The following is a 23991-nucleotide window of genomic DNA, read 5'->3' as shown; positions in this document are numbered from 1 at the left end:
GGTCCGCAAGCGCAGCACCCCGGCTGTCGTGTCGGTCATGACGGACGCAGATCCGGCCCGTAGCCCTCCACAGTGCGTCGCGCCGCGTCGGCAACCACATCGGTGAAGGAACCCCCGCTCTCGAGAATGCGACGCTGCCTGATCGCCCCATTACCTCGATCCAGGGTTCCCGACAGAGTGTCGTGCACGGAGCGGTAGACGTCGAGTTCCTCCAGGATCGGCCGGACCTGAGCGAGCAGTCGCCAGATCAGGTCGACTGCCGGAACCAACTGCCCAGAGCCGAGATCGACACCGCGCCCGGCCAGACCGTCCCGGGCCGCTCTCCAGCACGCCGCGCGCAGCAGCTCCTGATCGACCGAGGGCGTCGGCTCGCCGCGTTCGATCGATGCCGTCGCCTGGGCGACCAATGCATACACCAAGGTGGCCAGCGTGACGGTCTCCTCGACGGTCGCGGGCACGTCCGCGATGCGGATCTCGAGGGTCGGATGATGCGCGGAGATCCGCACATCCCAATAGACCATTCGAGGATCCAGGATCGTGCCGGTGGTGAGCAGCGATTCGACCGCCGCGTCGTATTCCGCGGCCGAGGCGCACTGCGGGGGCAGTCCCGCGCTCGGCCAGCGCCCCCACCGCAGGTATCGCCAGCTGGCATATCCGGTGTCCCGGCCGTCGGTGATCGGCGAGTTGGCGGTCAGCGCCAGCAGGGCGGGAAGCCATGGGCGCAGATGGTTGATGAGCTGGGCCGCGCGGTCACGATCGTCGACACCGATATGCACGTGGCATCCGCAGATCACGCCGTCGGCGACGCCACGATAGTGCTGTGCCATGCGTTGGTAGCGAGGCGTGGCGGTGACCGATCCGCTCGGAGGTTCGAAGATCGGTGTGCCGACCGCTACGAGCCGGCATCCTGCGCGCGCTGCGGCGTCGGCGGCCGTCGCGCGGGAGCGGCGCAGCTCTTCGCGTAGGTCCTGCAGGTGTGTACATACCGTGGTGGCGGTCTCGACCTGACACGGGGAGAGCTCGACCTCGAGCTCGATGCCGAGTGTGCGTCCGGCCGCGAGCACGTCGAGACTGCGCAGGAGGGGACGACCGGTACGGGGATCGACCAGGACGAATTCCTCTTCGACGCCGATCGTGGCCGCCGCCCCGCCGCGCACAGGAGAGGTGTCGGTCGGTCCTGTGGCGGCCATGGCGTTCTCCCCACTCGAGATCTTTCACTCTACGAAGGAAGAGCGGCCGGCGTGGGTGTACTGCAGTCGGAGATCTGTCTTACCGGACAGTGCGTGCGCGTTGCCGGTTGGCGGCGTGGCGGAGCTGCAGAATCCGCAGGCCCCCGGCGAGGCCGACGATCACCGCTCCGGCGATCGCAGCGAACAGCAGTGCCACACCCAGCGGCAACGAGAAGTCCCACGCGAACAGTTCGAGGGTGACGCTGTCCAGGTTCTGCAGGATGAACACCAACAGCAACAGCAGGATCAACACACCGACGATCAGGGCAGTCCACAACGCCCCGGTGCGGGTGCCTCTGATGCCTTTGCCCCGGGCGACGTCGGGATGCAGCCTGCTGGGAGCGTCCGGATCCGGTGTCGCCCCGGATGGGGGTACCGGAGTATCGCTACGTCGCGCGGGCGGCGAGAAATCGGGGTTCGAATCGCCAGGGCCCCTCGAGCTGGTCGTCATGTTCGATCGGGTACCCCGGCCCTGTTCCGGTTATCCCACCGGCAGAATCTTTGCGGTCAGTTCACGTCCCGGCTCCGCACCAGAATCCCGGTGGCGACCACTGCGACGGCAATGTAGGCGGCGACGGTGATGAGCGCCCTCGGTCCCGAGATCACATCCACCACCCCGGGTGTGCCCTCCCCTCCCCCGGTCACCGCGCCGACGAGCGATCCGGCTGCGGTTCCCGACAGGAAGGCCGTCACGTCCTCGACGAGCTGCAGCGCGGAGCCGACGCCTCGCAGCAGATTCTCGACGACAACCGTCCATACCAGCCCCGGGCCGACCGACAGCGCCGCACTGCGGGCGTAGGTGCCGAGGGCGAAGCCGATCGTTCCCCACATCATGAACACGAGGTACGCCGCACCCGCGGAGCGAAGAAGTGCGCCGGCCGACGGCATCGTGAGCGGTTGTGTTTCGATCGTGGCGAGCGAGACGGACACGACCGTGCACAGCACAGCGGTGACGACCACCATCGCGGCAACGATCACCGCAAGAGCGAGCAGGGCACCGATTGTCGGGCGCAGACGGCCGTGAGTGAACACGGTCTTCCACGTTCCCCAGCTGTACCCGTTCCCGGCAATGAGAGCACCCAGGACGAGCACGAGCGCACCACCGAACAACGGTGTGCCCTGGACCAGGACGTCAGGGATCGATTCGGGCAGGACGCTCTGCAGCAACGCTTCGGTCGGCTCCCCTTCCGTGGGGAAGCCGGCCGTTCGGGTCGTGTAGGAGACGTACGGGAACACGTAGCCGAAAACCATCGCGAGCAGGAACCACGTGCCGACCGTCGTCCACATCGCCGGCCACGAACGCAACCGGTACAACTCGGCACGCAAGCTCCGAGCAACGGTGTTGTGCCGTGCGGCAAGTGAGGTGGGATCGGAGTGCGAGCGGAGTGTCGAGGCGGACATGTCACGCCCCCTTCGTGGGTGTGGAACGAGTGGTCATTTCGAGGAACACGTCCTCGAGGATGCGTTCGGCCGGTCCGACCGACAACACATCCACGCTGTCGGCGACGAGCGCGCGGACGACGTCGGGCCGCGATCGGGCGGCAGATCCAGCAGCACCGAGTCGCCGTCGATTTCGAACCCGTTCTCTCCGGCGAGATCCGATGCGATCGAGACCACCCGATGCCCGGGCGTGCCACGATCTTTCAGCACCGCGTCGCCGAGCAGGGTGGAGACGGTCGTTTCGCGCACCCGGCGCCCGGTGACGAGATCGGCAGGATCGGTATTCGCTCCGCACAAAATGACGCAGGGCCTCGGGTGACACCCTCTCACCGAATGTCCCACCACGGGCGCCGCTTCTGTAGGAACGCCGTCATCCCCTCCGCGGCTTCCTCGGAACCGAACATCCGCGCCGAACGTGCTGCCAGGTCGTCTCCGTAACGATCGAAGTCCTCGAGGATCCGCTGCGTGACGAGGCGTTTCGATTCGGCCAGACCCTGCGGTGAGCAGGCACGGATCTCCGCGAGCAACTCCACCAGGACAGCGTCGGTATCGGACACCGACAGGGTGACGAGACCCTCGGAGGACGCCTCCTCGGGACCGAACCGTTCGCCGGTCAGGAAGTACCGTGCCGCTGCGCGCGGCGACAATCGCGGGAGCACGGTCAAGGAGATGATCGACGCGGCCAGACCGAGCCGTGCCTCGGTAAGTGCGAACGTCGACGCCGGCCCGGCGACCACGATGTCGCAGGCACCGATCAGACCCATGCCGCCGGCGCGGACGTGCCCGTCGATGCGGGCCAAGACCGGCTTGGGGAGCTCCAGGATCTGCCGGAGCAAGGCCGTCATGTCGCGGGTGCGTGCGGCAGCCGTTTCCTGCGCGGATCCGGAGAATCCGCTCAGATCCGCTCCGGCACAGAATGTTCCACCGGTATGGGTGAGGATGACCGCGCGGACGGCGGGGTCGGCGGCCGCGTCGACGAGTCCGCGGCTCAGTTGGGTCAGCAGCGGTACGGACAGGGCGTTGCGGTTGTGCGGGGAGTCGAGGGTCAGTGTCGCAGCGCCGTGGTCGACGACGTAGCGCACCACCACCGGATCGGGTTCGGTCATGACAACTCCTCGATGTGGTGGCCCCCTTCGCTGTCGGGGCTCTCGACCGGTGCGGACACGTCGTGCGGGGTGAGGACAGCGAGGACGGTGCCGACGGCGACCTGATCGCCGACTTCGACGGCGAGCGTCGTGAGCGTGCCGGCAGTGGGTGCGGTGACGGTGTGCTCCATCTTCATCGCTTCGAGCCACACGAGCGGCCTCCCCGCTTCCACCACATCGCCGACGGCAGCGCCGAGCCGGATCACCGATCCCGGCATGGGTGCGAGCAGTGATCCTGCAGCAATTCGGGCGGTGGGGTCCACGAAACGCGGCACCGCAGTCAAGCGCACCGGTCCGAGCGACGAGTCGACGTGCACCGCGTCGCCGTATCGCGCCACCACAAAATGCCGGCGGACACCGTCGACGTCCAGAACCACGCGATCCGGGGCGAACCCGACGACACCGAGGTCGTCACGGCCGTCGACGTGGACACCGTCGCGGGTGACTCGGTAACGCACCACGTGGTCATTGTGGACGCCCGTGAATCGTGTGGCCTGCGGCTGCGAGGGCAGATTCCGCCATCCCGAGGGCAGTCCCGCATTCACCGTGGCAGCGGTGCGATTGGTGGCCGACTCCGCCAGAGCAGCGGCGATCGCGGACACCGCTTCCGCGTGCGCTGAGGCGAGCGGTGCCGACAGTTCCGTGAGTCCGTGGGTGTCGAAGAAGGCGGTGTCGGTCTCCCCCGCACGGAAGGCGGGATGTTTCAGCACCGCGACGAGGAGGTCGCGGTTGGTGACAATGCCGTGGATCTCGGTGCGCGTCAACGTCGATGCCAGCAGCCGCACCGCGCGGTCGCGGGTCGGTGCGTACGAGATGATCTTGGCGAGCATCGCGTCATAGTGGACCCCGACCTCCGATCCCGCGAGGACACCGGAATCGACGCGCACACCGGTGTGCCGGAGCACGTCGAACTCGCGTGCCTCCTGCGGCAGCGCGAAACGGTGCACGGTGCCGGACTGCGGTTGCCAGTCTCGGGCCGGGTCCTCGGCGTAGAGCCTGGCCTCCACGGAATGGCCGTGTACCGGGGGTGGTTCGGGGTCGAGGAGGTCACCGTCGGCGATGCGGAACTGGAGATCGACGAGATCGAGCCCGGTCGTGCATTCGGTGACGGGATGCTCGACCTGCAGGCGCGTGTTCATCTCCAGGAAGTGGAACCGCCCCGAGCGGTCCGCGAGAAACTCGACGGTGCCGGCGCCCTCGTACCCGATGGCCTGAGCGGCGCGCCGGGCGGCGTCGAACAGGCGTGGGCGCATCCCCTCGATCGCGTCGACGAGCGGCGAGGGGGCTTCCTCGATCACCTTCTGGTGGCGACGTTGGATCGAGCATTCGCGTTCGCCCACCGCCCACACCGTGCCGTGGCGGTCCGCGAGGATCTGGACCTCGATGTGCCGCCCGTTCTCGAGATACCGCTCGCAGAACACCGTCGGGTCGCCGAACGCCGACGCGGCCTCCCGGCGGGCCGCGTCGAGTTGCCCAGGCAGGTCGGCCAATGTCCGCACCACCCGCATTCCGCGCCCACCGCCGCCTGCGGAGGCCTTGACGAGCACCGGGAGGTCGGCGTCGGTGATGTCGGCAGGGTCGAGTTCGGCAAGAACAGGGACACCGGTGTCGGCCATGATCTTCTTGGCCTCGACCTTCGAGCCCATCCGTTCGATCGACTCCGGGCGCGGTCCGATCCAGATCAACCCCGCCTCGAGCACTTCGCGCGCGAATCGTGCGCTCTCGGAAAGGAATCCGTAACCCGGATGGACCGCGTCGGCGCCCGTCGTCAACGCTGCCGCGACGATCTTCTTCCCGTCGAGGTAGGTCTCGGAAGGGGTGACTCCCGCAAGTCGCACGGCGGCATCGGCGTCGCCGACATGCGGACTGTTCGCGTCGGCATCGGAGAACACCGCGATCGCCCCCAGTCCGGCCCGACGGCACGACGCGAACACGCGGCGGGCGATCTCCCCGCGATTCGCCACGAGCACCGTGGTGATGGTCGATTCGGTCACGGGAACCTCACATCCGGAAGACGCCGAAGGATTCGGCACCTGTGATCGGGGCGGTGGCAACAGCCGACAAGCACAGTCCCAGCACAGTGCGGGTATCGCGGGGGTCGATGATGCCGTCGTCGTAGAGACGACCGGACAGGAACATCGGCAGCGATTCGGCTTCGATCTGGTTCTCGACGGCCGCGCGCATCGCCTCGTCGGCGGCCTCGTCGAAGTCCTGGCCGCGTGCCTGCGCGGCAGCGCGTCCGACGAGAGAGATGACCCCGGCCAGTTGGGCACCGCCCATGACCGCAGACTTGGCGCTGGGCCACGCGAACAGGAACCGCGGATCGAAGGCACGTCCGCACATGCCGTAGTGACCGGCGCCGTAGGACGCGCCGATGAGGATGGAGATGTGCGGCACCGTGGAGTTGGCGACCGCGTTGATCATCATCGCCCCGTGCTTGATCATGCCGCGTTCCTCGTATTCCCGACCGACCATGTACCCGGTGGTGTTGTGCAGGAACAACAGCGGCGTATCGGCACGGTTCGCGAGTTGGATGAACTGGGCTGCCTTCTGCGATTCCTCGTTGAACAGCACGCCGCGCGCGTTGGCGAGAATCCCGACCGGATAGCCGTGCACCTGTGCCCAGCCGGTCACGAGCGACGACCCGTAGAGCGGTTTGAACTCGTCGAAGTCGGAATCGTCGACGACGCGGGCGATGACCTCACGCGGATCGAAGGGTTGCCGAAGATCCTCAGGGACGATCCCGAGCAGCTCCTCGGCGTCGTACCGCGGTTCGCGTACGTCCGTCCGGGGTGCAGGGCCGGCCTTGCGGTAGTTGAGGCGCCGCACAATGCTGCGACCGATGCGCACCGCGTCCTGTTCGTCGACCGCGAAGTGGTCGGCCAGACCCGAGATACGCGCGTGCATCTCGGCGCCGCCGAGCGACTCGTCGTCGGATTCCTCACCGGTGGCCATCTTCACCAGCGGCGGGCCGGCGAGGAACACCTTCGACCGCTTCTCGATCATCACGACGTGGTCGGACATGCCGGGGATGTATGCGCCGCCGGCGGTCGAATTGCCGAAGACCACCGCGATCGTGGGGATACCTGCCGCCGACAACCGGGTCAGATCGCGGAAGAGCCGGCCACCGGGAATGAACACTTCTTTCTGCGTGGGCAGATCCGCGCCGCCGGATTCGACGAGGGAGATCAGCGGCATCCGGTTCTGCAGGGCGATGTCGTCGGCACGCAACGTCTTGCGGAGCGTCCACGGGTTACTGGTTCCCCCGCGCACGGTGGGGTCGGTGGCCACGATGACACATTCGACGCCTTCGACCACACCGATGCCCGTGACGACGCTGCCGCCGACGGGAAACTCGGTGCCCCAGGCCGCGAGCGGTGAGAGCTCGAGGAACGGCGAGTCGGGGTCGAGGAGTAGTTCGATCCTCTCCCGCGCAAGCAACTTGCCTCGGTCGTGGTGTCGCCGGACGTACTTTTCTCCCCCGCCGGCGAGGGCCTTGCCGTGTTCTGTGTCGAGTTCGGCCAGGCGAGCACGCATTGTATCGGCGGCTGCGCCGTATTCGGTGGAGCCGGCATCCAGGGTCGAGATCAAGGTGCTCACGTGTGCTTCTCCAGCAGGACGGTAGGGATGTCGAGGTATCGGGCGCGCAACCATTCACCGAGGCCCTTGGCCTGGGGGTCGAAGCGGGCACGGGAGGCGACGCCGCGACCGAGGATTCCCTCGATTACGAAGTTCACGGCCCGCAGGTTCGGGAGCAGATGACGTGTGACAGGCAAGGGTTCGATCTCGGGGAGCAGGTCCTTCAGCGTGTCGACGGTGAGAGTGTTTGCAAGCCATTGCCATTCGTCGTCGGATCGGACCCACAACCCGATGTTGGCGTCACCGCCCTTGTCGCCGCTGCGGGCACCGGCGATCGTGCCGAGCGGAACGCGACGAGTCTGTCCGGGCGACAGCGGCGCGGGCACACTCGGGTCCGGCAACGGTTCGAGGGTCCGGGTGGTCGCCGCGGCCGGGATGTCGACGCGGGTGCCGTCGGGCAACACTGCAATGTGCGGCACGCGGGTCGCCTCGACGTACTCGGCCGCGTAGACACCGTAGGCGGTGCCCGGGCCGGGCGGAGCGGTGACGAAGAACCCGGGAGAGCTTGCAAGGGCGAACTCGACCGCCGTGGAGGTGAATGCGCGTCCGACGACGTCGGGATCGGGATCGCGCGCAGTGCAGCGCAGCAGAGCGCTCGCGGTTTCCTCCGTGTCGGCATCGGCATGGTCGGTGCGAGCGAGAGTCCATTCGAGTTCGGCAGGCCGCCTCGGCAGATTCGATTCCATCTGAGATCGCACCAACTGGGCCTTCGCGTCGATGTCCAGTCCGGTGAGGACGAAGACGACCTCGTTGTAGAACCCGGCGAGCGCGTTGAGGCACACCTTCAGGGTCGGTGGGGGCGGCTCGCCCTTCACGCCGGTGATGCGGACACGATCGGGTGCTTCCCGGCTCAGCGTGGCGGTGTCGATGCGCGCGGTGACATCGGGGTTCGCGTAGCGTCCGCCCGTCACCTCGTACAGCAGTTGTGCGGTGACCGTGCCGATGGTGACGGCTCCTCCCGTACCCGGATGCTTGGTGATCGTCGCCGCGCCGTCCGCCCCGATCTCGGCGATGGGAAATCCGGGGCGGACGAGGTCGTCGAGTTCGACGAAGAATGCATAGTTTCCGCCGGTCGCCTGGGTACCACATTCGATGACGTGCCCGGCGACAACAGCACCCGCGAGTGCGTCGAAGTCATCGGGTGCCCAACCGAAGTGGGCGGCGGCGGGACCGACGATCACCGAAGCGTCGGTGACGCGTCCGGTCACGACGATGTCGGCTCCGGCATCGAGGCACCGCACGATGCCCCACGCACCGAGATATGCGTTCGCGGTGAGCGGGCGCGGGTCGGCGACGAAACCGAACTCGTCGATGCGAGTGAGGAGATCGTCGCCTTCGACGTGGGCGATGCGTGGTGACAGACCGAGCCGATCCGCAACCGTGTGCAGCGCCGCAGCCAGACCCGCGGGGTTGAGACCACCGGCGTTCGCGACGATCCGCACCCCCTTGTCGAGAGCGAGCCCCATGCAGTCCTCGGCCTGCCGCAGGAACGTCTTGGCGTAGCCGAGTTCCGGATTCTTCAGACGGTCGCGACCGAGGATGAGCATCGTCAGTTCGGCGAGGTAGTCACCGGTCACATAGTCCAGTTCGCCGCCTTCGAGCATCTCGCGCATCGCCGACAGACGGTCGCCGTAGAAACCGGAGCAATTGGCGATTCGCACGACGCGGCTCACGCGATCCGCTCCTGAACCGTGCGTCCTGGCCGCTGAGGAACGAGCGGACAGAGATCGTCGAGAAGCTCACGCGACTCCACCATGTGGTCAGCGTCACATGTCGCTGCTCTTGGAGCAAGCACTCATGACTGTTTCACGCGGCCCCTGGTCGTACCCCTCACGGCCGATAACGGGCTCACCGCTGTGTGCGGCGACGACGCCTCCCATCCGGCACGTCGGATTTCCCGGACGGTTCTGCAGCTCCCCGAGTGCTCCCGAACTCGACGACATCTGCGTCCGCACCCCGACCGGTCAGTGCCTGCACCACCATCTCGAGGTCGTGCAGCGTCACCTCATCGGCCGACGAACGGCCTTCTTCATCTCGAACGGAACGGGCCATGACAACTCCTGACAGAAGAACCACCGACCGCACCGTCGACCGTTGCAACACGAACAAAACCATCGCCACACGAACCGGCGCCGGCAAGGCACCGGGCCCGACATCATCGGCAGGCCTGCGACACCGGCAAGTCTAATCGCGCCCGGAAGTACTTTCGCCGCGATCGGTCGCGCGCACGTAACTTGCCAGGACGGCGAACCTCGAAATCGTCACGACTCCTCGTTCACGACTCCTGCCTACCTCGCGGCAGATACCGTGGATGCATACTTCACCGAGGTCAGGAGTTGCCGTGCCGAAGCTGGAGATCAAGCAGAAGGCCGAACTTTCCCGCAAGCAGGCATCCGAGCGGTTGATCGCACTCGGCCGCGCCTTGGCGACGGGATCCGAAGTGGAACTGGACTCGGGCGGTGACACCATTTCGCTCGTCGTCGCCGACCGACTCGAATGGGAACTCGAAATCGAGGTGGACGGCGACCAGGTCGAGATCGAGGTCGAATTCAGTTGACGCGACGCACCATCCGACAGCCCAAAAGCCGATGCGGACGAGGAGGAGGACGAGGAACCGGACGAGGAGCCGGACGAGGAAGCGGACACCGCCGAAGGTTCGGATGAGGACCCGGGTGAAGACGAGGACGAAGGCGAGCCGCAGCAAACCGAGCCGCGACGAAGAGCCCCGGTCAAGAAGACGGCGCGGCGTGGCCGGCCACGTAAGCGCGCCGCCGACCGATCGATACACAGCCCCCGGCGTCGCTCCTACCCTCGCGAACACCTCGGGGCCGACACCGCATTCCTTCCTGCCGCCCGACAGCGTCGGATCTTTTCGGGCACTCGACCCCGTCACTGCGGTCGGTCACCCGCTCGGACTGAGCGCTTGGCGCGCTCACGTACCCCCACTACCGCCCAGAACACAGCCGCCACGCGGTATGTTGTCCCTGGTCGAGCCCGGCGACCGATGCGTGCCTAGCGAGCTGAAAGGGATCTATGCGATGACGGTCCAGCGACATCGGGCAGTCATCGAGACCGACTTATCAGCAGTTCCTCATCGAGGCCGGTCCACCACGTGAACCCATCCACGGCCGATACCCCGAACTCCCCCTCGCATCCTTCGCCGAGGACACGATCAGCGTGAAAGTCGGCATCAAGGCCGGACCGGTGAACGTCGCGGTGGAACCCCATGACACGCCAGCGGTATTCGACGGCACCGAGTGGGAGGATGTCGCCGAAGGCGATCTCCTCGCCACCGCAGACCACGCTGTCAACGTGCTCACGTTCTGGGACGACGAACCCGAGGCACCCAGCATCCGCGGCATCACCGAGACCGGCAACCATCGATACCGAGTCCGTATCTGCGCCCGCGGCAGCGATACTCGCCTCGACGGTGACCCCGTCGAGGACTACCTGATTCAGCCGTGGCCGACGACGGACGTGGCAACCCCGCGACAGATCAAACACACCTCGGGGTCGGTGATCTGACGCCGCGCCCCGGCATCGACATCTTCCACCCGTCACGGCCACGCCGGTAATGATCTACTGGACGCCATGAGCACGACACCGGACCCTCCGGCGAACCCGACCGAGGCACTGCTGGCGGGTCCACGCGGTCGTCGTCTACTCCTCGAATACGCGCAGATCGCCGACAACAATACGGGTGACGAACACACCCGGGAGTCGTTCTCCTCGGCAATTTTCTACGCCGCTTACCAGCTCGACGTGGCGCGCGGAACCGCAGGCGTCCTCTACGGGCCCGGCGCCGACCGACCCCTCCCGAACATCACCCCCGACGACGTAGCGCGACGGTTGGCGGACGTGCCGCTGCCGGACGTGACAGAAACCGACCTTCGCGCCGTGCTCGCCGCCACCACCGACTCCGCCCGATACTGGCAGCCACCCGACGGCGACGACATTCTCGCTGCGACGGAGCCGATGCGCCCGCACCTGCGCCGCATCGCCGAGCACCTCGCCGGATCGGAGCACACCTGGTGGTGGACCACCGAGATCGCGCGGGACGCACAGTGGTCACTGGGCTGGACCGAGCGGCAAAGTAGTGTTCCCCGGGTCGGTCCCGCGCTTGCTACCTGGCGGGACAAGGTCGTCGCCGAGGAACAGCGAGCCGCACACCAACGCCCCACCGATCCGACAGCCCACTGGTCCGGGGTGTGGTGGTCGGCGCCACTCGGCGTCCCCTGCTCCACACGGACACTGGTCGGCGGCTCACCCGCATGCTTGTGGTTCGTCGAAGACTCCGGAGGCGACAACCACGCCGGGGCGCGGCGGCATCTCGTTCCTGACACCGTCGACGTACTCGAGATTCACGGCCTCGACGACTGGGCGCAGCTCTGCCGGCGGTTTCCGCTCGAGGTCACCGCACAGAAACGCCACGACTGGTACCGCACCACCGGTCGCGACGGACGATGGGTTCTGCCCGACTGGCAGGCTGTGGCCGAGGTGTACGGCGGAGTGCACCTCACGGTCGCCGGTTATCTCACCGCAGCGGGCACTGCCATCGACGTCGACGGTGACGCGGCGTCGATGATCGCGGGATGGGCACCCGACGAGACATTCTGGCTCACCGATGATGTCCACGCCGATGGCGAGATCATTGACTGGATACGTGACCACCACGACAACACCTGGTCCAGGATCTGATTGCTCGGTTCGAATGGTGAACCGCCTCACGGCGATACCGGATCGCGACACGAACCGCTGACAGACCAGCCCGCCGTAGGGTCGACGTCCGGTCATCACCTCAGCGCGCTACCGCCGCCTACGGGCAGAGCTCAGAAACGTTCCACGAATCGATACCAATCGCCGCTGTACTGCTCGTACCCGATGTCGCCGTCGTGGCGGGGCTTACCCAGATACGGCGCGCCATCGGGCAGATACGCAAGTCCGATCGGGTCGATCAGCCCACCTTCGATGTAGAACAGACACCCTCCGTCGACGGGTTGAATCCGCCACACCTGATACACACCGATCCGCCGACCGTCCCAGGACGGCGCACATTGCGCCGACGCTGCGACCAAGGACCCCTTCGACACCGCAAACGCCACCGTTGACGGAACCGACAAAACTACGAGCACCGCGGTGGCAAGCACCAACGCCGGCGCGATCGCGCTCATGCGCAGAGCGCGAAACTTGAACCAGCCGAACAACCCGACCACCAACCACACCGCCCCCAGGATCAGAAGAACCCAGGACGCCAGAGCAAACCACGGGAAGAACACCACCGGCGGGGCGAACGTCCACACGATCACCCCGCACACCAACCCGACAAGGACCGCGGTCACCCCCGACAGCACAGTCCACCAACGAGCCGGACGCCCAGCGACAGTCATAACTCACCTTCGCACGAACCCTCGCACCAGAGCGCAACCACCGGACTGTGTCGGGCGAGCGGACCCCCTTCGGAGGATCCACGAAAAGCCGGCATCACCTCGGCAATCGGTACCATTCGAACCATGAGCCTTCGAGCGGCGACCCTCTCGGGGATCCTTGCTGCCATCCTGGCCGGCTGCTCGAGCACCGACACCGACGCGGGCACCGATCAACTCGACCCGTCCACGAGTCCCCCGCCACCCAGCGAGCAGTCACAGCTCTATGCCGCCGCCCTGCACCACCTCATCCTCGTCGACAATCCCTTCGCGACAGCACCGACCCCGATCGGGTCCGTCTACATCGTCGACGGCGCTGCCTCACGCAGCGCACACATGTTCACCGTCGCCGACGGGCCACCGTTCGACACGGAACTGAAGAACGAGATCACCGCGCAGTCCGCGGATCTGCCGCCGGTCGAGTTCACCACCGACCCACAGCAGTACGCAGATCGCGCACGGCAGGGCCTGACCGGGGTCGCACACGACGGCGTCATCGTCGGCCTGTCCCCCACCTGGCCGCAGGACGACGGAACAGTCCATATCGGCGCGGGACTCTGGTGCGGCATCGACTGCGGACTCGGCCTCACCTACGTCCTCGACCAGGTCGACGGACAGTGGACCGTGACCGGCACAACCGGACCGCTCTCCATTTCATGACCGAAGTTCACCTCGGGCAAGCGCGACCTCACCGCTATCGACGTCGACAGCGACATTGCCTCGGCGGGCGCCCAACTAAACGCGATATGCGCAGTACTTGTCGATCCGGACATCGACCAACGCTTCCGCCACTATCCCCAGCTCTACAGCCGCCTCGGCTTCTTGCACCGCTACCGGATTCTCGGGAAAGATGACTGCTCTTCGATCCTCGATCGCCGCGCAACACAGAAAACCGACGATCAGGCGTGATGCAAGGATGACCGCATGTCCTCGCAGCCGAGCATCGACCGGTTTCGTGTCAACTCGCGAAATGCGATACCGCAGGATTCGACGAACGAGCGGAACCGAGAACCGGTGAGGACAGTGACCTCGTGCCCTCGATCGCCGAGTGCGGATGCGACCGCCAGGATCGGAGTGACATGCCCTCCCGCGGGAGTGGCACACAGTAGATAGCGGGCCATCCTGGTCAGCCTATCCGCACCGCACTCGCCGGTGAAGACCGTCGGGGTCCCGGCTGTTCGTTCCCGCGTTCACGGCCTCCACGCGTGCCTCCCACCCGATGCCGCCGCTCCGATCTGCCACGCCGACGCCGAATCCCGCTGCGTCCAAAACTCCGCGAAACACCCACCCGCAGAAAGGAATTCGTCGACCGTTCCGCCCTCCGCGATCCGGCCGCGCTCAAGGAACACCATCCGATCAGCGGTCCGGATGCTCGCAAGCCGGTGCGCGACGATCACCCGCGTGCGCGACACCGGATCTGCCCCGAGCGCCTGCACGACCGCCGTTTCGTTCTCGGTGTCCAGCGCACTCGTCGCTTCGTCCAGGAGCAGCAGCGTCGCCGGCGCCATGCTTCCCGCGGTGATCAGCGCGGTGCCGAGTGCGGTGAGCAGCAGCAGGAACGTCGCGGGTCGGGTGGCGAGGTCGATGAGGGTCTTCTTGCCAGCCATCGGTCGCTGCCAGTCCACGAGGAACCGCACGTACTCCCCCAGCCGCGCGCGGAAGGTCGACGCGGCCGCGCCTCCGAAGACCCGGATCACGGGCTGCCCGTCCAGGTAGGCGGCGGCTTCGCCGTCCATGCGTTCGGCCCACCGCGCGGATTGCACTGTGCGCGGCCCGGACTGCGACATCATGACGGTCATCAGCACGAGGTAGACGAGGATCGGGAGGAACAGCACCAGGGCTAGTCGCCAGTCGACGGCGAACAGGTAGACGAGCACCGCGACGGGTGCGACGACAGCGGCGACCGCATCGGACACGGCATGGGTCACCAGGTAGTGCAGCGACAGCGTGTCGTTCTGAACGACGCGCTTGACCTGCCAGGAGTCGCGGGCGGTGAACCAGCCGAGGGGGATGGCCGACAGCGTACCGAGCAGACGGTGCCGCAGGTCGCGTTCGAAGCGCGCGTCGACGAGGTGCAGCCACTGGCTCAGGGCGGCCGCGAGCAGGGTGCCCACCGCGGTGAGTCCGATCGCCCAGAACCCGACGGACCACAGTTCCGAGTTCGGAGCTTCGGCGAGCAGGCGGCGGGCCAGTTCGGTGAGCAGCACGAACGGCACGAGCTGGATGAGGGTGATGACGGCCTGCAGCACCTCGGCGGCGATCAGTGTCCGCTTCAGTGGCGCGAGGAGCCGACCCCCACCCTGGGCCCGCCACGTGCCGCGTGCGGGTGTGGTCTCGGGTTCAGGGACCGGCGGAGCGGTCTCCGCCGGGGCCGGTTCGGCCTCGTGAGTGCGCTCCTTGCCCATGGCGCGTTCGTCGTGCCAGTACGCCTGGGCGTAGACCTCGGACTTGGGGAAACCGAACTCGTCGCGCAGACGGGTGCGCAGGTGTTTGAGCGAGTTCGATTCCGGCGCCACCCATGCGTACCAGTTCGACCAGTCGCGGTCCTCGACGGCGGCGGCGAACGATTCGTGGTCGCGGCGCGGCACCCAGTGCTTGCGCAGCAGCGGGTGGTCCGGCATTGGGATGAGTTCGTCGTTGTCGTCGCACTTCTCGAGATACAGCTCGATCGCGACGTCGCGCGGTAGTGCTTCGATGATGCTGTTGATGCCGGGGATCGACGCGGAATCGCCGATCAGCAGGTAACCGGCGGGACGTTCGTCGGGGATGTCGAAGCCGCGCGACCCGAACGAGGTGACACTGATGACATCACCGGGTTCGGCTCGCTGCGCCCACGTCGACGCCGGCCCGGCCGGTTCGTGCAGGACGAAATCGACGGCGAAGTCCCCGGTCTCCGGATCGCATTCCGAGACGGTTTATCCGCGTTGGCATTCGGTGTCCGATCCGTCGGGGTCGGGAAACCAGATCCGGATCCACGCGGTCGGTCCGGGAACGACGTCCTCGAACAACGACGGGGACGACATACGCACCCGGCGGAAGTGCGGCGCGATCTGTTCGGTGCCCGTGACCACAGCGTCGTGATCACGGGCATCGAACCCGCGCATCATCATTCCCTGAAATCCACGGCGAGCCATCACTTCCCCAATCCTGTCGTCGCGAGATCGGCGACCACTTCTTTCAGGGCCGCCCCGGTGGAGGGACCGCTACGAGTCCACGAATCGTGGTGGCGAGAACGAGCTTGGAGAACTCCCCGGCGTCGACGGCGGGTAGTTCACGGTGGGCCTCGCGTCGGTGTCGAGTTGCTCGCTGACGGCGCGGCGCCGTTCGTCGAGGCCCTCGACGCGCAGCCGCTGGGTTTCGTCGGCGACGGTGGTGTTGATGGTCGATCCCGCGACGACGCTCGCGACCGACACTGCGACGTCCGGGTTGTATCCGGCACGGCACAGTGCCACGATCTCGTCGGCCATGAGGCGACGTCCCGCGTCGCCGCGTGGGAACAAGATCTGCATGTAGGTGCCGAGACCGGGGTGGTCGAGCACGAACGCCCGCAGTTGCAACCCGAAGGACAACAGGTGCCGTTCGACCGTGTGGTGGGGATCGTGGTGGAGCACGAGGTCGCCGAGGATGTTTTCCCCCGCGAGCCGAGCGCGCGACCGACCCGGACGATGTCGTCGAGGTCGATCTTGCGTGCGCGTCTGCCCAGCTGAGCCACCCGATCCCCTCCCCCGAAGCGTTTAAGTTATACCTCATAACTTAGGTGAGTCCAGCAGGCCTTCTCGTTTCCGGATGCAAGACGTATCGCGCGGAAGGTCCACAACCGAAAAGCGAGGCTCACATCACCGAACGCGGCCCCGGGTTCGTCACCGCCTCGGTCGTCGACCCGTTCGGCAACGTGCTCGCGGTGATGTACAACCAGCACTATCTCGACATCGTCGATTCCGTGAAGGTTGTCTGAAATACACCTCGCGACGGACGTGCGCACACCGACCCCGGCGACCGGCGACCTGCACCCGCCTCGCTACGCTCCAGCTCATGAGTGAGCCGACTTCGACCTACGCCAACGTGACGCTCGACCCGCGTGCCAACGTCTACTTCGACGGCAAGTGCGTCAGCCACAACTTCCACCTGGCGGATGGAACCCGCAAGTCGGCCGGCGTGATCCTGCCCGCGACCCTGAACTTCGGCACCGCTGATCCCGAGGTCATGGAGCTGCACAGCGGCGCGTGCCGCGTCCGGCTCGCCGGCAGCGAGGACTGGACCTCCTACGGCGCAGGCGACTCCTTCTCGGTGCCCGGCGACTCGTCGTTCGACATCGAGGTCACCGAAGCCGTCAGCTACGTCTGCCACTACGGCTGACCACACCCTCAGCATGCGAGAACGCTCCCACCGAGTCCTGCTCGGTGGGAGCGTTCTTCCGTTCGTGGCGACCGGGCCACTACATACGAACCCGACTCAGCCGGTGACCTCTGCGCGGTCGGCCGAAGTGCCGGCCTGCGCCTTCCGCTGCGACGAGGCGTGGCCGACGAACATCGCCGACGCCACGATCCCGATGATCAGGACCGAGGCGGGCAGGAGCATCGACTGGCTCAGCGCGGTGCTGAACATCTCGGCGATCTGCTCCGGGAGAGCGGTTCCCATCGCGGCTCCGCCGCCCTCACCGGCCTGCACCTCACCCAATCCTTGGGCGGCCATCCGCGACGAGATCAGAGCACCGATCGCGGCGCTGCCCAGCACCGAACCGACCTGACGGGTGGTGTTGTAGATGCCGGCACCGGCGCCCGCCTGGTGGATGGGCAGGTTGTGCGTGGCAGTGGAGGCCAGCGGTGCCCAGATGCACGAGTTGGACACGCCGGCGATACCGGCGATGAGCAGGAACAGCACGATGGGGCTGTCCGGCGTCATGAGCACCGCGAAGCCGAAGATCGTCGCGGAGAAGAGCGTGAAGCCGACGGTGGGCAGCACCCGGGGCGGCATCCGGTCGGAGAACTTGCCGATGAGCGGTGCCGTCAGACCGGTGACGATCGCCATCGGGGCGAAGATCAGGGCGGCTTTCGTGGGTGAGAATCCGCGGACCGTCTCGAGATAGAAGTAGGCCGGAACCATCAGGGCGGTCATGGCTGCGCCCATCGACGAGATCGCGATGTTCGACATCGAGAAGTTCCGGTCGCGGAACAGGGCCAGGGGCACGAGAGGTTCGCCCTTGTTGCGCGCCTGGTTGAGCACGAACAGCACCATCACCGCGATACCCGCGAGGATCATCGTCCAGGTCCAGACGTCCCAGTCGCGGCTGGAACCTTCCTGGATTCCGAAGACCAGCAGGAACAGTCCGACGCCGCTGAGGATCACGCCGACGACGTCGAACTTGTGCGGTTGGGTCTCGAGGCTGGGCACCAGCCATGCCGCCAACACGAAGGCGATGATGCCGACCGGGACGTTGATGTAGAAGATCCAGTTCCAGCCCTGCCAGTCGACCAGTACACCGCCGACGAGGGGCCCGAGCAGCGAGGCCAGTCCGGCGACCGCGCCCCACAGACCCATGGCGGCGCCGCGCTTGTCGGGCGCGAAGGTGCGGGCGATGGTCGCCATCGTCTGCGGCGTCATCAGCGCCGCGACGAGTCCCTGGACGGCGCGGGCGGCGATGAGCATCTCGATGGTGCCGGAGGTCGCGCACCACAGCGACGCCGCGGTGAACACCACCAGGCCCGCGAGATAGACGTGCTTGGGTCCGAGCCGGTCGCCGAGACGACCGGTGAACAGCAGGGGCACCGCATAGGTGAGCAGATAGGCGCTGGTCACCCAGACGACCTGATTGATGTCGGCCTGCAGGTCGGCCATGATCGCCGGGTTGGCCACCGCGACGATGGTCAGATCCAGCAGGATCATGAAGAACCCGACCACCAGGGCCGACAGGCCCCACCACGGATTACGTTCGGTTTGCATCGATTTCGTTCCTGTTCGTACCGGTCGAGCACGACCGGCGATCTATTGGGTCGAGGTGTTCCGGTTCGGTCGTTGCGTTACGACCGACCGGGACCGCTACTTTCCGCACTGCTCCTCCGCAGTTCGGCGAGAGTCTCGTCCGTCAGCGCCGCACCCCAGTCGCGGCCGAGATCACGGGGCGGGTCCGGAAGTCGTCGATCGGCGGCATCGACGCTCTGCCACACCAGGGAGCCGTCGCGGATCTCCTCGATCAGTGCACGAAGCCACTCCGATTCGTGGGCGGTCCTGTCCCGGAGGAAGTCGACGGCCACCCAGTAGCGACGCGGCACGCCGTTGTCCGCGGCCCACGTGCGGATCGCGTCGAACTCGACAAGTTCCTCCTCGAGCCTGTCGATGCGCTCGCCGAGGAGGACGACGACCTCGTCGGCCGGAAGGTTGTGCGATTCGGCGAGGCCGAGGGGAAAGATCGGATACCCCCCACCGGGCGTCGGATGATCTCGGCGAGGCGGGCCCGCACGGTCGCGGCACCGGCCTCGGTGATGCTGTAGGTCGTCCGCTCGGGCCGATTACCTGCGCGTTCGGTGCCCTCCTGCCGGATCAGTCCGCTTTCCGCGAGACGGGAAACGGTGTGGTACAGCGAGCTCGGCCGGAGCTTGATCAGGTTGTCCTCGCGGCGCCTGAGCAGAAACTGGGTCGCTCGACATCGGCACGCTCGAGCGACCCCGGAATCGGCGCGTCCGGGTGGCAGACTGCCTGGGGGTGGAGGCCGATTCGCCGACGCACACCTGATGGGCACGTCCGAAGGAAGGACTTTCGAGTAGTCCGCTACGCATGGTTCCGCAGCACCGAGGGTGATGCTTCATTCGATGCCGCTTCCGGAGCAGGAGAGGATCCGTCATGGCCGACCTGGACTCCCCATCGACCCGCGAGGTCTGCGGAACGCCGGACAGGGCAGCGCGCACCGGCCCCGACAGGTGTCGGGAGCATTCCGGTCGTCGTTCACGTCGCGCATGATCCCGCGTCGCCGTCCCAGATCCTCAACTACGCCCAGTTCCCCGGCGGACCGGCAGCGACCGACGGTGTCGTCATCGCCCACTCGTGCTTCGGGACCACCGGCACAGCGCGACCTCCCTTCCATCTCGGTCGCACCGCGACATACGAGATCGGTCGCTGGTTGAGCCAGCGCCGCATCTGGGGCGACGGCGGCGATGCGATGCTCATGTTCACCTCCGGGCAGTCGCTCCGCATGCGGGCGTACCTGGAAGGACCGCGTGCGCCGTTCCTGCTCGGGGCGATGGACCCGGCCCAGACNCGGCAACGGCGGGACACGAGCCGATACCTCGGCACTTGTGTCACTCGACGGCGAGGTGGACGAGCTGCGACGTCAGATCGCCTCGCTCCGGTCGCTTCTCGATCAGATCGGCGCAATCCTGGACCGCGTCGGCTGATCACCCACCACGGACCCGTCAGGACGCACTGTGAGCGAACCGTCGTCGATCATCGGTACCTGGTTCCATTCCTACGAGGAGGACACCGACACCGCGAGGGTCTACCGCCCTCGCGGGTTTCCGTTTCCTCGCTCACGAGGTCCTCACGTTCGAATCGGGGCAACCATGAACCTGAGATGAGCGGTTCAGGCCGATGCGACGCACCGGCCGGAACCCGTCGTTCGAATACGGTCACGATCTGTGCAGCCACACATCGACGATGCCGAACCCCATGTGTCCGCGCGACCGTCCCCGGTTGTATCCACCAGGAACCGCGGGGATGCCGATCGATGCGCCACGATCCGGCGTTGTACCCGAAAATGTTGACGGCGAGCTGCGGCACCCATACGAGGTGCCCGCGAGTGAAGCCGCAGACAGTGAACGTGTTGCCCTTCATCAGGCACGGGACGCCACCTGCGGCCGCGCAGTTCTCGAGGTCGGAAACACCGAAGATCGTGTGCGGTCAGTGGTTGAGATGTTGCAGCCGTTCGTGTTCCGACAGTCCACCCCACACTCCGTGCGGTTCGCCGCTGAGTATCGCGTGGGTGCGGCACTCGGCCAGCACCGGGCAGTTCGCGCAGATGCGCTTCGCGACGACCTCGCGCCGCCTGCGGATGTTCGGTGGTTCGCCCTCCGGGGCGAAGAAGAAGTACTCGTCGGAGGTCCGGCAGTTGGCATGCTGTTGCCATCCGAGTCGCGGCCGGACACGCTCGGTCAGCATGGTCATCCGACCATCACCACCTCCAGTGTGCGGGGGCCGTGCACGCCCTCGACGCGTTCGAGTTCGATGTCCGACGTCGCGGACGGTCCGCTGATCATCGTGATCGGCCGCTCCGGGACGAGCCGGGCCAGCGCTTCGGGCACTCCCACCTCGACGTCGCCCATCGCCACCACACACACGTGCAGGTCGGGGACCAGTGTCAGCGCGCGTCGCCCCTGGTCGGGGTTGCCGTCGAGGAAGATCGTGCCCGTCTCGGCGCAGGTGACCGCAGAGCCGGTGACGACCCCGTCGAGATCACCGAGGTCGGCTGCAGGTCGGTCGGTGGAGTCGACCACCACCTCGCCACCGAACTCCGCCATCCACGAGCGTTTCAGGCCCTCTGGGATCCCGACGCGGCGCACCCCGCGATCCGTGAGAATCTTCGCCAGCACGACGGGTAGATCCTCCGGCGTGCTCTGGTGCACGTGGGCCTTGTAGTCGACCAGTCGGTCGACCAACAGCTCACGGCGTTCGGCGTCCGGCAGGGTGCGTCCGAGACGGTAGTCGCGCGGTACCTCGACCGGTACCGGCGGTGCCAGGGTCTGCGCCGAACGGATCCGGCCGAGAATCGCGTCGCGACTGCTCATCGCTGCTGTCCTTCCTCGCGTGCCTTCGCGAGCGCGGCACGTCCTTCGTCGGATGCCCACCATTGCCGGAAGGTCTGTTTCGGCGGGGCCGGCATGTCGCGGGCGTCTGTCCAGCCGGCCAGTGGACCGGGAAGATGGGTGATCTTTCCCTTCTTGCCGGCGAGGACGCGGCCGAGCCCGGCGGCCTTCTGCGCGGCCGTCCAGCGTCGTGAGGTCGACATGGCCAGCGAGGCGGCCTTCATCGCCGCGGCCTCGGGTCCGAAGCGGGCGTGTTCGACCTTCTGGTGGCGCAGTTCCACCAGCAACGAGGGGATGTCGATCTTGACGGGGCAGGCGTCGTAGCAGGCACCGCACAGGCTCGATGCGAACGGCAGGCTGGCGTTGGGGTCGTCGGGTTCGTCCATCCCGGCCAATTGCGGGCTGAGGACGGCGCCGATCGGGCCCGGATAGGTCGAGCCGTAGGCGTGGCCTCCGGTGCGCTCGTAGACCGGGCACACGTTCAGGCAGGCCGAGCAACGGATGCAGTGCAGTGCTTCACGTCCGATCTCGTCGGCGAGCGCGGCGGTGCGGCCGTTGTCCAGCAGTACGAGGTGGAATTCCTGCGGGCCGTCGCCGGGGGTGACACCGGTCCACATCGACGTGTAGGGATTCATGCGCTCTCCCGTCGACGAGCGCGGCAGCAGCTGCAGGAACACCTCGAGGTCGCGGAAGGTGGGCAGCAGCTTCTCGATACCCATGACGGTGATGAGCGTCTGCGGCAGCGTCAGGCACATGCGGCCGTTGCCCTCGGATTCGACGACGGCGAGGGTGCCGGTCTCGGCGATGCCGAAGTTCGCGCCCGACACCGCAACCGGCACCGTCATGAACTTGTGTCGCAAGAATTTTCGTGCCGCGGCTGCGAGATGACGGGGGTTGTCGTCGAGGTCGGGGTCGACGTCCGGCATCTCACGCAGGAAGATCTCGCGGATCTCGGCGCGGTTGCGGTGGATGGCAGGCACGAGGATGTGCGAGGGCTTGTCGTGGCCGAGCTGGACGATGAGCTCGGCGAGGTCGGTCTCGTAGGCCGCGATCCCTTGTTCCTCGAGGTGCTCGTTGAGTCCGATCTCCTGGGTGGCCATCGATTTGACCTTGATGACCTCGTCGGATCCCGTCTTCCGGATCAGGTCGGTGACGATGGCGTTGGCCTCGGCGGCGTCGGCCGCCCAGTGCACCACGCCGCCGCGCGCGGTCACCGCCTCCTCAAGCTGGGTGAGCAACTCCGGGAGGCGGTTGAGCACGTCGGTCTTGATGGCGGCGCCGGCGTCGCGCAGTTGCTCCCAGTCGGCCAGTTCCCCGGTGACGTCCAGTCGCTTGGCACGGATCGTGTGGGTGGCCTTGCCGATGTTGCGGCGCAACTGCGGGTTCGCGAGTTCCTGGTGCGCTGCGTCGGGAAACTTCCTGATGCCGCGCAGATTTCCGGATCCACGCGGCGGGACGACGGGCATACCGAGTGCGGTCACGCGGGCACTCCCTTGGGGGCGACGGCCGGTTCCACGGAGGCGAGGATCTCGGCGAGGTGGATGGTGCGGGTACCGGTGCGCAGTCGTGTGAGACCGCCACCGATGTGCATCAGGCACGACGAGTCGCCGGCGCTGCAGTATTCGGCACCGGTGGCGGCGACATTGTTCAGCTTGTCGGCGAGCATCGCGGTGGAGGTCTCGGCGTTCTTGATCGCGAAGGTGCCGCCGAATCCGCAGCACGAGTCGGCCTCGGGCAGTTCGACGAGGTCGATCTCGCGCACGGCCCGCAACAGCTGGAGCGGCTTCTCCCCCACTCGCAGCATCCGCAGCGAGTGGCAGGTGGGGTGATAGGTCACCCGGTGGGGGAAGTAGGCGCCGACGTCGGTGACGCCGAGGACGTCGACGAGGAATTCGGACAACTCGTACGTCTTGGCCTTGACGGTGTCGACCCGCCCGCACAACGACGCGGAACCGTAACGGGAGGCGACGATTTCGTGCTGGTGGCGAACGGATCCGACGCATGATCCGGAAGGGGCGACGACGGCGTCGATACTGGTGTCGTCGAAGGCGTCGACGTAGTTCTCGACGAGCGGCAGCGCGTCGGGTTGGTAACCGGTGTTGACGTGCATCTGGCCGCAGCAGGTCTGGCGTTCGGGGAAGACGACGTCGTGCCCGAGCCGGGTGAGGAGCAGGGCGGTGGCCGAAACGGCCTTCGGGAACATCGTGTCGCCGAGGCACGTCGCGAACAGGGCGATTCGCATGGAGATCTCCGCATCGGGGGTGTGGTCTGACCACATTGAACCACACGTTCCGGAGATGCACCGCACATTTTCGGATATCGA

At 66.8% G+C, this 23991-nt stretch carries 21 protein-coding genes and 3 pseudogenes; 6 read left to right on the top strand and 18 right to left on the bottom strand.

Features of this window, described 5'->3' with window-relative positions:
• Nucleotides 1-35: 35 nt before the first annotated feature.
• From QR64_RS22785 to QR64_RS22750, 7 genes are all read right to left on the bottom strand, one after another.
• Nucleotides 36-1190, bottom strand: a complete 1155-nt coding sequence (locus tag QR64_RS22785) for a glutamate--cysteine ligase (protein WP_052227395.1) — start codon at nt 1188-1190, stop codon at nt 36-38.
• Between the two features lie 79 nt (nt 1191-1269).
• Nucleotides 1270-1680 carry a lipopolysaccharide assembly LapA domain-containing protein gene (locus QR64_RS26225; protein ID WP_024100963.1) on the bottom strand — a complete coding sequence of 137 codons (411 nt, stop codon included), beginning with the start codon at nt 1678-1680 and terminating at the stop codon, nt 1270-1272.
• Nucleotides 1681-1736: 56 nt separating this feature from the next.
• Nucleotides 1737-2630 (bottom strand): hypothetical protein, encoded by an 894-nt coding sequence (locus QR64_RS22775; protein WP_039587314.1) that lies wholly within the window; start codon nt 2628-2630, stop codon nt 1737-1739.
• 365 nt (nt 2631-2995) lie between these two features.
• Nucleotides 2996-3775: an enoyl-CoA hydratase family protein gene (locus tag QR64_RS22765; protein ID WP_039587312.1), complete on the bottom strand. Its 780-nt coding sequence runs from the start codon at nt 3773-3775 to the stop codon at nt 2996-2998.
• Complete coding sequence (locus QR64_RS22760; protein ID WP_039587311.1) at nt 3772-5808, bottom strand: acetyl/propionyl/methylcrotonyl-CoA carboxylase subunit alpha; 2037 nt, start codon at nt 5806-5808, stop codon at nt 3772-3774. Before QR64_RS22760 ends, QR64_RS22765 begins: the two co-directional genes overlap by 4 nt.
• A 7-nt stretch (nt 5809-5815) precedes the next feature.
• A complete protein-coding gene (locus QR64_RS22755; protein WP_019289437.1) occupies nt 5816-7414 on the bottom strand; it encodes an acyl-CoA carboxylase subunit beta in 1599 nt (532 codons plus the stop codon).
• Entirely contained in the window at nt 7411-9066 is a 1656-nt protein-coding gene (locus tag QR64_RS22750; RefSeq protein WP_235367303.1) for an acyclic terpene utilization AtuA family protein, read from the bottom strand. Before QR64_RS22750 ends, QR64_RS22755 begins: the two co-directional genes overlap by 4 nt.
• Before the next feature lie 728 nt (nt 9067-9794).
• Between QR64_RS22750 and QR64_RS28945 the strand changes: the two are divergent.
• The 3 genes and pseudogenes from QR64_RS28945 to QR64_RS22735 form a co-directional block, all read left to right on the top strand.
• Nucleotides 9795-10226 (top strand): annotated as a pseudogene (locus QR64_RS28945) (amphi-Trp domain-containing protein); the annotation flags it as partial.
• Nucleotides 10227-10630: 404 nt separating this feature from the next.
• Nucleotides 10631-10978 carry a hypothetical protein gene (locus tag QR64_RS22740; protein WP_019289432.1) on the top strand — a complete coding sequence of 116 codons (348 nt, stop codon included), beginning with the start codon at nt 10631-10633 and terminating at the stop codon, nt 10976-10978.
• Between the two features lie 66 nt (nt 10979-11044).
• Nucleotides 11045-12151: a hypothetical protein gene (locus tag QR64_RS22735; protein WP_235367287.1), complete on the top strand. Its 1107-nt coding sequence runs from the start codon at nt 11045-11047 to the stop codon at nt 12149-12151.
• A 131-nt stretch (nt 12152-12282) separates the two neighbouring features.
• On the opposite strand, the gene QR64_RS22730 is transcribed toward QR64_RS22735, so the two are convergent.
• Complete coding sequence (locus tag QR64_RS22730; protein WP_235367285.1) at nt 12283-12792, bottom strand: hypothetical protein; 510 nt, start codon at nt 12790-12792, stop codon at nt 12283-12285.
• A gap of 171 nt (nt 12793-12963) precedes the next feature.
• On the opposite strand from QR64_RS22730, the gene QR64_RS22725 reads away from it, so the two are divergent.
• Nucleotides 12964-13536: a hypothetical protein gene (locus QR64_RS22725; RefSeq protein ID WP_039587306.1), complete on the top strand. Its 573-nt coding sequence runs from the start codon at nt 12964-12966 to the stop codon at nt 13534-13536.
• Between the two features lie 239 nt (nt 13537-13775).
• Here QR64_RS22725 and QR64_RS22720 read toward each other — a convergent pair whose 3' ends face one another.
• From QR64_RS22720 to QR64_RS22710, 3 genes and pseudogenes are all read right to left on the bottom strand, one after another.
• Nucleotides 13776-13997: a glycosyltransferase gene (locus QR64_RS22720; RefSeq protein ID WP_039587304.1), complete on the bottom strand. Its 222-nt coding sequence runs from the start codon at nt 13995-13997 to the stop codon at nt 13776-13778.
• Nucleotides 13998-14066: 69 nt separating this feature from the next.
• Nucleotides 14067-16010: pseudogene (locus QR64_RS22715) on the bottom strand (SIP domain-containing protein).
• Between the two features lie 69 nt (nt 16011-16079).
• Complete coding sequence (locus QR64_RS22710) at nt 16080-16487, bottom strand: hypothetical protein (RefSeq protein ID WP_235367283.1); 408 nt, start codon at nt 16485-16487, stop codon at nt 16080-16082.
• Nucleotides 16488-16714: 227 nt separating this feature from the next.
• Between QR64_RS22710 and QR64_RS26220 the strand changes: the two are divergent.
• Together QR64_RS26220 and QR64_RS22700 are read left to right on the top strand one after the other, a co-directional pair.
• Nucleotides 16715-16831: pseudogene (locus QR64_RS26220) on the top strand (VOC family protein); the annotation flags it as partial.
• A 77-nt stretch (nt 16832-16908) separates the two neighbouring features.
• Nucleotides 16909-17232: a pyrimidine/purine nucleoside phosphorylase gene (locus QR64_RS22700; protein ID WP_019289422.1), complete on the top strand. Its 324-nt coding sequence runs from the start codon at nt 16909-16911 to the stop codon at nt 17230-17232.
• Nucleotides 17233-17328: 96 nt separating this feature from the next.
• Here QR64_RS22700 and QR64_RS22695 read toward each other — a convergent pair whose 3' ends face one another.
• From QR64_RS22695 to QR64_RS22665, 7 genes are all read right to left on the bottom strand, one after another.
• Nucleotides 17329-18816 (bottom strand): DHA2 family efflux MFS transporter permease subunit, encoded by a 1488-nt coding sequence (locus QR64_RS22695; protein WP_039587302.1) that lies wholly within the window; start codon nt 18814-18816, stop codon nt 17329-17331.
• A gap of 77 nt (nt 18817-18893) precedes the next feature.
• Nucleotides 18894-19145 (bottom strand): hypothetical protein, encoded by a 252-nt coding sequence (locus QR64_RS27080; protein WP_052227394.1) that lies wholly within the window; start codon nt 19143-19145, stop codon nt 18894-18896.
• Nucleotides 19067-19612 carry a PadR family transcriptional regulator gene (locus QR64_RS28940; protein ID WP_161793640.1) on the bottom strand — a complete coding sequence of 182 codons (546 nt, stop codon included), beginning with the start codon at nt 19610-19612 and terminating at the stop codon, nt 19067-19069. The genes QR64_RS27080 and QR64_RS28940 overlap by 79 nt, the downstream gene beginning before the upstream one ends.
• A gap of 1154 nt (nt 19613-20766) precedes the next feature.
• Entirely contained in the window at nt 20767-21030 is a 264-nt protein-coding gene (locus QR64_RS22680; protein ID WP_006552065.1) for a WhiB family transcriptional regulator, read from the bottom strand.
• Entirely contained in the window at nt 21027-21650 is a 624-nt protein-coding gene (locus QR64_RS22675; protein WP_039587298.1) for a lactate utilization protein C, read from the bottom strand. Before QR64_RS22675 ends, QR64_RS22680 begins: the two co-directional genes overlap by 4 nt.
• Nucleotides 21647-23149: a LutB/LldF family L-lactate oxidation iron-sulfur protein gene (locus QR64_RS22670; RefSeq protein ID WP_039587297.1), complete on the bottom strand. Its 1503-nt coding sequence runs from the start codon at nt 23147-23149 to the stop codon at nt 21647-21649. Before QR64_RS22670 ends, QR64_RS22675 begins: the two co-directional genes overlap by 4 nt.
• Nucleotides 23146-23910, bottom strand: a complete 765-nt coding sequence (locus tag QR64_RS22665; protein ID WP_024100947.1) for a (Fe-S)-binding protein — start codon at nt 23908-23910, stop codon at nt 23146-23148. The genes QR64_RS22670 and QR64_RS22665 overlap by 4 nt, the downstream gene beginning before the upstream one ends.
• Between the last annotated feature and the right edge of the window lie 81 nt (nt 23911-23991).

Source organism: Rhodococcus sp. Chr-9, from assembly GCF_000801125.1.
GTDB lineage: Bacteria > Actinomycetota > Actinomycetes > Mycobacteriales > Mycobacteriaceae > Rhodococcus > Rhodococcus pyridinivorans.
Note: the sequence above shows the minus strand (reverse complement) of the source record. Positions and strands in the feature narration are given on the sequence as shown.

What these genes read in the sequence shown, in the direction of transcription:
- QR64_RS22700 (WP_019289422.1), top strand. Translation starts at nt 16,909, where the DNA reads ATGAGTGAGCCGACTTCGACCTACGCCAACGTGACGCTCGACCCGCGT.
- QR64_RS22765 (WP_039587312.1), bottom strand. Translation starts at nt 3,775, where the DNA reads ATGACCGAACCCGATCCGGTGGTGGTGCGCTACGTCGTCGACCACGGC.
- QR64_RS22675 (WP_039587298.1), bottom strand. Translation starts at nt 21,650, where the DNA reads ATGAGCAGTCGCGACGCGATTCTCGGCCGGATCCGTTCGGCGCAGACC.
- QR64_RS22665 (WP_024100947.1), bottom strand. Translation starts at nt 23,910, where the DNA reads ATGCGAATCGCCCTGTTCGCGACGTGCCTCGGCGACACGATGTTCCCG.
- QR64_RS22785 (WP_052227395.1), bottom strand. Translation starts at nt 1,190, where the DNA reads ATGGCCGCCACAGGACCGACCGACACCTCTCCTGTGCGCGGCGGGGCG.
- QR64_RS22775 (WP_039587314.1), bottom strand. Translation starts at nt 2,630, where the DNA reads ATGTCCGCCTCGACACTCCGCTCGCACTCCGATCCCACCTCACTTGCC.
- QR64_RS22720 (WP_039587304.1), bottom strand. Translation starts at nt 13,997, where the DNA reads ATGGCCCGCTATCTACTGTGTGCCACTCCCGCGGGAGGGCATGTCACT.
- QR64_RS22735 (WP_235367287.1), top strand. Translation starts at nt 11,045, where the DNA reads ATGAGCACGACACCGGACCCTCCGGCGAACCCGACCGAGGCACTGCTG.
- QR64_RS26225 (WP_024100963.1), bottom strand. Translation starts at nt 1,680, where the DNA reads ATGACGACCAGCTCGAGGGGCCCTGGCGATTCGAACCCCGATTTCTCG.
- QR64_RS22725 (WP_039587306.1), top strand. Translation starts at nt 12,964, where the DNA reads ATGAGCCTTCGAGCGGCGACCCTCTCGGGGATCCTTGCTGCCATCCTG.
- QR64_RS22750 (WP_235367303.1), bottom strand. Translation starts at nt 9,066, where the DNA reads ATGCGCGAGATGCTCGAAGGCGGCGAACTGGACTATGTGACCGGTGAC.
- QR64_RS22695 (WP_039587302.1), bottom strand. Translation starts at nt 18,816, where the DNA reads ATGCAAACCGAACGTAATCCGTGGTGGGGCCTGTCGGCCCTGGTGGTC.
- QR64_RS22680 (WP_006552065.1), bottom strand. Translation starts at nt 21,030, where the DNA reads ATGACCATGCTGACCGAGCGTGTCCGGCCGCGACTCGGATGGCAACAG.